At 29.7% G+C, this 6,668-nt stretch carries 7 protein-coding genes; 3 read left to right on the top strand and 4 right to left on the bottom strand.

What is annotated here, in order from left to right:
- Positions 1-161 precede the first annotated feature (161 nt).
- The 4 genes from V5784_RS07910 to V5784_RS07895 all read right to left on the bottom strand — a co-directional run bounded on the left by V5784_RS07910 (position 162) and on the right by V5784_RS07895 (position 3,513).
- A complete protein-coding gene (locus tag V5784_RS07910; protein WP_336888491.1) occupies positions 162-830 on the bottom strand; it encodes a response regulator transcription factor in 669 nt (222 codons plus the stop codon).
- 31 nt (positions 831-861) lie between these two features.
- Complete coding sequence (locus V5784_RS07905) at positions 862-2,247, bottom strand: HAMP domain-containing sensor histidine kinase (protein ID WP_336888490.1); 1,386 nt, start codon at positions 2,245-2,247, stop codon at positions 862-864.
- Between the two features lie 13 nt (positions 2,248-2,260).
- Positions 2,261-2,626 carry a hypothetical protein gene (locus V5784_RS07900; protein WP_336888489.1) on the bottom strand — a complete coding sequence of 122 codons (366 nt, stop codon included), beginning with the start codon at positions 2,624-2,626 and terminating at the stop codon, positions 2,261-2,263.
- Between the two features lie 278 nt (positions 2,627-2,904).
- Positions 2,905-3,513 (bottom strand): cytochrome c biogenesis protein CcdA, encoded by a 609-nt coding sequence (locus V5784_RS07895; protein ID WP_336888488.1) that lies wholly within the window; start codon positions 3,511-3,513, stop codon positions 2,905-2,907.
- Positions 3,514-3,671: 158 nt separating this feature from the next.
- Here V5784_RS07895 and V5784_RS07890 point away from each other — a divergent pair, with 158 nt between their 5' ends.
- The 3 genes from V5784_RS07890 to V5784_RS07880 all read left to right on the top strand — a co-directional run bounded on the left by V5784_RS07890 (position 3,672) and on the right by V5784_RS07880 (position 6,486).
- Entirely contained in the window at positions 3,672-4,166 is a 495-nt protein-coding gene (locus tag V5784_RS07890) for a dCMP deaminase family protein (protein ID WP_336888487.1), read from the top strand.
- Between the two features lie 86 nt (positions 4,167-4,252).
- The gene (gene hcp, locus V5784_RS07885; protein WP_336888486.1) at positions 4,253-5,971 is read left to right on the top strand and encodes a hydroxylamine reductase; all 1,719 of its coding nucleotides are present in this window, start codon (positions 4,253-4,255) and stop codon (positions 5,969-5,971) included.
- Between the two features lie 359 nt (positions 5,972-6,330).
- A complete protein-coding gene (locus tag V5784_RS07880) occupies positions 6,331-6,486 on the top strand; it encodes a hypothetical protein (RefSeq protein WP_336888485.1) in 156 nt (51 codons plus the stop codon).
- Positions 6,487-6,668 lie beyond the last annotated feature (182 nt).

Raw genomic sequence — 6,668 nt, 5'->3', positions numbered from 1 at the left:
GCTCTGCTATTGACATACAAAAAATAAAGTTCTAATATATTAAAAACGAGAAGCAATAATTAAAGAATTATTACTCCTCTTTTTATAAAAGTTTTACATTAATTTTTAGAGTTTACACAAAACTTGCAACAGCCCCTCTTTTTTAGTTATATTTAAATTTTTTATTTTTCTATAGTAAATCCTATTCCTCTGATAGTTTTTATTAACTTAATAGGGAACTCCTTATCTATCTTATCTCTTAAATACTTTATATACACGTCTAGGATACTATCTCCACTGTCATATCCCCATACATTGACTAAGATCTTATTTCTAGTTAAAACTATACCTTTGTTTTCAATCAGGAATTTTAAGAGTTCGAATTCTGTTTTAGATAATTTGATATCCCTATCGCCTCTAATAGCGACAAATCTAGAAAGATCTAAAGTAAGATCTTTGACAGTCATTTGATATGTAGTATCTTGACGATGAATTTTTCTCAGATGTGCTTTGATTCTTGCAGATAGTTCTAAAGATTCAAAAGGTTTAGTTAAGTAATCATCAGCCCCAAATTCAAATCCAGTAACCTTATCAGTAATGTCGTCTTTGGCTGTAACCATAATAACTATAGTTTCAGGATAGAATTTTTTGATCTCTTGGCATACCTTAGGTCCTTCTACTTTGGGAAGCATCCAGTCTAGAATAATTACATCATATGTTTTTTCCCTGATCTTGTTTAAAGCCTCAAACCCATCGTGGGCTACATCAACCTTATATCCTTCGTATGTTAAGTGTAGTTCCATTAAACGAGCTATCTTAATTTCATCATCTACTATTAATATATTATACATAAATTCCCCCTAGTTATTATACTTAATCTTATTACATTGGAAGTTTAAGAGTCACAGTAGTTCCCTTATTGACTTCACTATCTATAAAGATATGACCATTGTGCATATCTACAATACTTTTTACGATAGAAAGTCCTAAACCATTTCCACCTGTATCCTTAGTTCTTGTTTCATCTACCCTATAGAATCTATTGAATAATTTTGGAATATCTTTTTTGGGAATTCCAAGGCCTTCATCTGAAACTATGATTTTAAAATGACTATCTTCTTTTTTACAAGAAATAGTTATCTGTTTATTTTTAGGTGTATATTTTATAGAATTTTCTATTATAGCCCGAATTGCCTGTAAAATCAATTTTTCATCAATCAATCCATAAAATTTGGGAATATTATGGACTAAATAAATGTGTTTTGTATCTATCATCTTAAATTCCTTACAAACTCTTTTGAGCAGGCTAGGAATATCTACATCCATTAAATTTAATTTATATCTGGTATTTTCTTCCCGTGCAATGAATAAAAGCTTTTCCATAAGATCAGTCATGTTGAAAATCTCCTCTTTTATAGAAGAAAGGGCTTCCTCTGTAAGTTCTTTATTATCAATACCCCATTGATTGAGTAGATCCACATATCCATTTATAATGGAAAGGGGAGTTCTCAGCTCATGGGAAGCATCGGAAATAAATTTTGTTTGGTTTTCAAAAGAGTGTTCCAATCTCTCCATCATATTATTTATAACCTTAATCAACCTTCCAATTTCATCGTCATGGTTAGAGGTCTCAATTCTTTTATTCAAATTATGCAGGTTTATTAATTCAGCAGTATCTGCTATTGAATTTATTGGTTTTAAAATTTTTTTTGCAAAAACAACTCCAGTGACAATGGATAAAATAAAACCGACTAGATCGATTAAAAGCATAGTGGATGTCAAAGCATCTATGAGGGAATCCGAAGATTTTAGATCACTGATCAGCTGTATATATATATTCTCCCCAGAGGGAGCTTTTACCATGGTATTTAGATAAAAAAATCTATTTTTTTTTGATTTAATAAAATGGTATTCTCCTATTTGATCAATATCGATAGTATAGGGAAGACTAATTTTTTTAAAACTTTGATAAATTTTATTGGGAAATTTAATATTAACATATATTTGATCTCTATGGGAAGTCACCTTATCTATAATATTTAAAATCTCTGATTCTCCAAGGTTACTAGAATCAGAGAGGATATTATTAACTTCCCCTAGAATAACTTCTTTTCTAGCAATAACAAGGGATCTCTCTAAGGTATTGGTGTGTGTCGTAATAGAGATATAGATAATAAGATTTAATACCAATAGAGTTAAAACAAATGTAAAGGAAAAAGACATGGCTATCTTGGTAGAAATTTTATTAAAAAAACTAAATTTTTTCATGGATAGTACTCCTCTATGGAATGTTTTTTTGATGTTCAAAATTATATTTTTTTGAATATAAAATTTTATTATTTAGCGGGAAAAATTTAGATCTAACTATAATATTGATATTTTTATCGGTATTATAAAGGGAATATTTAAGGATAAGGTTAAATACGTCTTTGTCAAACCTAAACTTGTTATATTTATTCCAATGATAATACTCTAAGATAGTCGGAATATAAAATTCTATGATAGCTTCAGACGAACATATATTAATAGTATACTCTAAATTTATAGTATTTAAACTATCAGTAAAAGAAATTTTATTCGAAGATCCATAGGATATAGAATAAAGTAGAGTAAAAATCATGAAAATAAAGATTATTTTTTTTTTCATTGAGCATCTCCTAGTTATATTTTTCAAATTTAATATATATATCTATAATGATAACATTTTAAGTTTAGAATTTTCTTAGAAAAAAGAAAAAAAATAGAAAAAGTTGGTCTTCTCATTAAAAATGGCTAAATTAATTTTATAGAATTAAAAAATATTTCTATAAATTATAAGACAACACCATAAAAGAATGTAGAAGTTGTAGTTAATACAAACCCCTTCGTTTTTAAAAGACTAGCAATAACTCAAAAGTTCATCTGCAATTTGAAAAATAAATCTGTTTAAATCAGATGTTCAATTTCCTCAAATAGATTAAATGTTATAAACATACCTAAAATAATGAGGAGTATTCCAATGATTTTGTTATATTTGTGCCTATATTTCTCTTTAAATCGTAGGGGTAAAAAATTAAATAAAGTAACCGGTATAGTTAATCCTAATATATAGGGTAAAATTATAAAAATTCGTAAATAAGGGTTGGTCTTAGAAATTAAAGGAACCATGGGGATAAAGATATGAGCAAAAGATTGAATCCAAGAAAAGGTTATGAAAATTCCCATTAAAATAGGATTTGTTTTCTCTATTTTTTCAACTGAGAGTAAAAAATGAGCATGTTTATGTTTTATAACCTCTAAAAACATAAGTCCAAAAAAAATAAACATTCCGCCGATAATATAATTAAATATCTTTTGATGTAAGATATGGCTTAAGAAATCGGTAAAAAATAGAAATGAAAAATTGATAATAATTATCCCTAAGATACTGCCTAAAATAAATTTTTTTCTATCTTTGATCAAGACCAAAGCAGCATAAAATGTAGTTATAGTCCCGATGAAACATGGGTGGAAAGCCCCTGAAATTCCTAGAGTAAAGGCGATGAAATAGATCATAGATGTTCCTCCTAATTTTATATATTATATTATTAAGATTATATACTTAAAATGCCATAAAATCCTGTATAGACGGGATAATAACTTTATGGTTTGGATAAGATATAGTATAATTTAAATAAGCAAAATAATAGAGTCATGAGAAGGAGGGCATATTTATGAATAAAAGAGAAGATTATTTGAGTTGGGATGAATATTTTATGGGAATAGCAGTTTTATCTGGGCAGAGAAGTAAAGATCCAAGTACCCAGGTGGGAGCCTGTATAATAAATGAAGATAAAAAAATTGTTGGAGCAGGATATAATGGTTTTCCCAAGGGATGTTCAGATGATGAGTTTCCATGGGGAAGAGAAGGAGAATTTTTAGAGACTAAATACCCTTTTGTCATGCATGCAGAACAGAATGCCATCTTAAACAGTATAAAAAATTTAAAAAAATGTACCATATATGTAGGGTTATTCCCATGTCATGAGTGTGCTAAGTCAATAATTCAAAGTGGAATAATTAAGGTAGTCTATCTTTCGGATAAATATAGAGGGACAGACTCTAACAGGGCATCTAAGATGCTTCTGGACAGTGCAGGGGTAAAATATACTAAATTAATTCCAAGAAAGATGGCGATTTGCATCTCTTTAGATGAAAATTTAATTTAATTTTAGATCGGTAACCTATGTTACCGGGTTTTTTCTTTTTTTACTGCTATAATCAATGTATAGAAAATAAGAAAGAGGGAGAAAAAATGTTTAATAAATTAAAAGAATTATTTAATAAAAAAAATGGAGGAAATAATATGTCAATGTTTTGTTACCAATGTCAAGAAACAGCAAAAGGAACTGGGTGTACGATAGCAGGTGTCTGTGGAAAGAAGCCAGAAACTTCTAATTTACAAGACTTATTAATATATACAGCTAAATCAATAGCTATCTTAAGAGAAGGAATTGATTTGGAAACAAGAAAATCTTGTGATCACTCTGAAAAAATTGATTATTACTTAACTAATGCATTATTTACAACTATAACAAATGCTAACTTTGATGATGAAGCTATCGCAGCTCAAATTACAGAAGGATTAGCACTAAGAGAGGAAATAAAAGCTAAATTTATTGAACTAGGAAGAACTCCTAAAAGGTTAGCTGACCATGATGCGCTTACTTTTACAGTGACTACTATGAAAGAGATGCAGGCTAAATCATTATCAGTAGGAATATTAGCCACTGAAAATGAAGATATCAGATCTTTGAGAGAGTTAACTATATACGGATTAAAAGGAATGGCAGCATACTATGAGCATGCAGTAAACTTAGGATATAAGAAACAAGAGATCGTAATGTTTATAGAAAAAGCTTTGGTATCTACATTAGATGATACTTTAGTATTAGACGAGTTAGTAGCATTAGTATTAGAAACTGGAAAATTTGGTGTAGATGTAATGGCTTTATTAGATAGTGCAAATACAGGAAGATTTGGAAACCCTGAATTAACTGAGGTAAATATTGGAACAAAATCAAATCCTGGAATCTTAATTTCCGGACATGATTTAAATGATATAGTTCAATTATTAGAGCAAACAAAAGGAACTGGAGTAGATATCTATACTCATTCAGAGATGTTACCAGCTCATTACTACCCTGAGTTAAAGAAATATGATCACTTGGTAGGTAACTACGGAAATGCATGGTGGAAGCAAAAAGAGGAGTTCGAATCATTTAACGGACCTATCTTATTCACAACAAACTGTATCGTTCCTCCAAAAGCTGGAGCATCATACGAAGGTAAAGTATTCACTACAAATGCAGCTGGATATCCAGGATGGGTTAATATAAAAGAAGATGAAAAAGGAAATAAAGATTTCTCTGAAATCATAGAGATGGCAAAGACTTGTGAGGCTCCTACAGAGATTGAAACAGGAACTATCGTAGGTGGATTTGCTCATGAGCAAGTATTCGCATTAGCAGATAAAGTAGTGGATGCAGTTAAAACTGGAGCAATCAAGAAGTTCTTCGTAATGGCAGGTTGTGACGGAAGGATGAAATCAAGAGATTATTATACTGAATTTGCTGAGAAGTTACCAAAGGACACAATAATCTTAACAGCAGGTTGTGCAAAATACAGATACAACAAATTAAATTTAGGAGATATCGGTGGAATCCCTAGAGTATTAGATGCAGGGCAATGTAACGACTCTTACTCTTTAGCTCTTATAGCTCTTAAATTAAAAGAAGTATTTGAATTAGAAGACATCAATGAATTACCAATTGCATATAATATTGCATGGTATGAGCAAAAAGCAGTAATCGTATTATTAGCACTATTATCATTAGGTATAAAAAATATCCACCTAGGGCCAACATTACCAGCATTCCTATCACCAAATGTAGTAGATGTATTAGTTGAAAACTTTGGTATAGCGGGAATCGGGTCTGTAGATGACGATATCAAATTATTCATGGGTGAGTAATTTAATAGTTATAGAATAGAAGAAAGACCTAGATTTTTATCTAGGTCTTTCTTCTATTTTGTTTAAATATCAGTTTTTTGAATTATCGAGTTTATTATAATGAACCGTAGACATTAGAATCCCACTTGAAAATTCATTTTCAAAATGAATTTTTCCTATCCTGTAATTACCTTCACTGTTCATTGGACTTTTTTCGTATTTTATTAAAATATTCCCTGTAAATGGAGTATTGTTACTCAATTTATAATTCATTTATAGATGTATTTTATAGTAGCATTGTGAAGAAAATGTGAAGGAGGGAGAAAAAAAGCATTTTTAATTTTTCACACGGATAGGTTTGGATATTAATTGCAGTAGTAATGATTTCAATGTTTAGTGGGAAATTCACAGGAAATAGATTTAAATCAGGAGCTGATCGGAATAAAATTCCTATGGAAATATTAAAAAAAAGGTATGTTGGGGGAGAGATAACCGAGGACAAGTATATAGATATGAAGGATAAACTGAGAGATTAAAAAAATTGAGGGAATGGTTTCGATCACTCCTTTTTTTAGGTGGGTGTATAATCATTTCAAGTCGACCACTTGAAATAAAAAAAGACCTTTTTTCATAAAAACCGATATAATGTAGTTACGACAACAAACATTAAAGGAGTTAATTTATGAAAAAAGGATATAAACATTTTAGCATATATGAA

The organism is Psychrilyobacter sp. (assembly GCF_037132775.1).
Lineage (GTDB): Bacteria > Fusobacteriota > Fusobacteriia > Fusobacteriales > Fusobacteriaceae > Psychrilyobacter.
The sequence above is the reverse complement of the archived record's forward strand: the minus strand, read 5'-3'. Positions and strand labels throughout refer to the sequence as shown.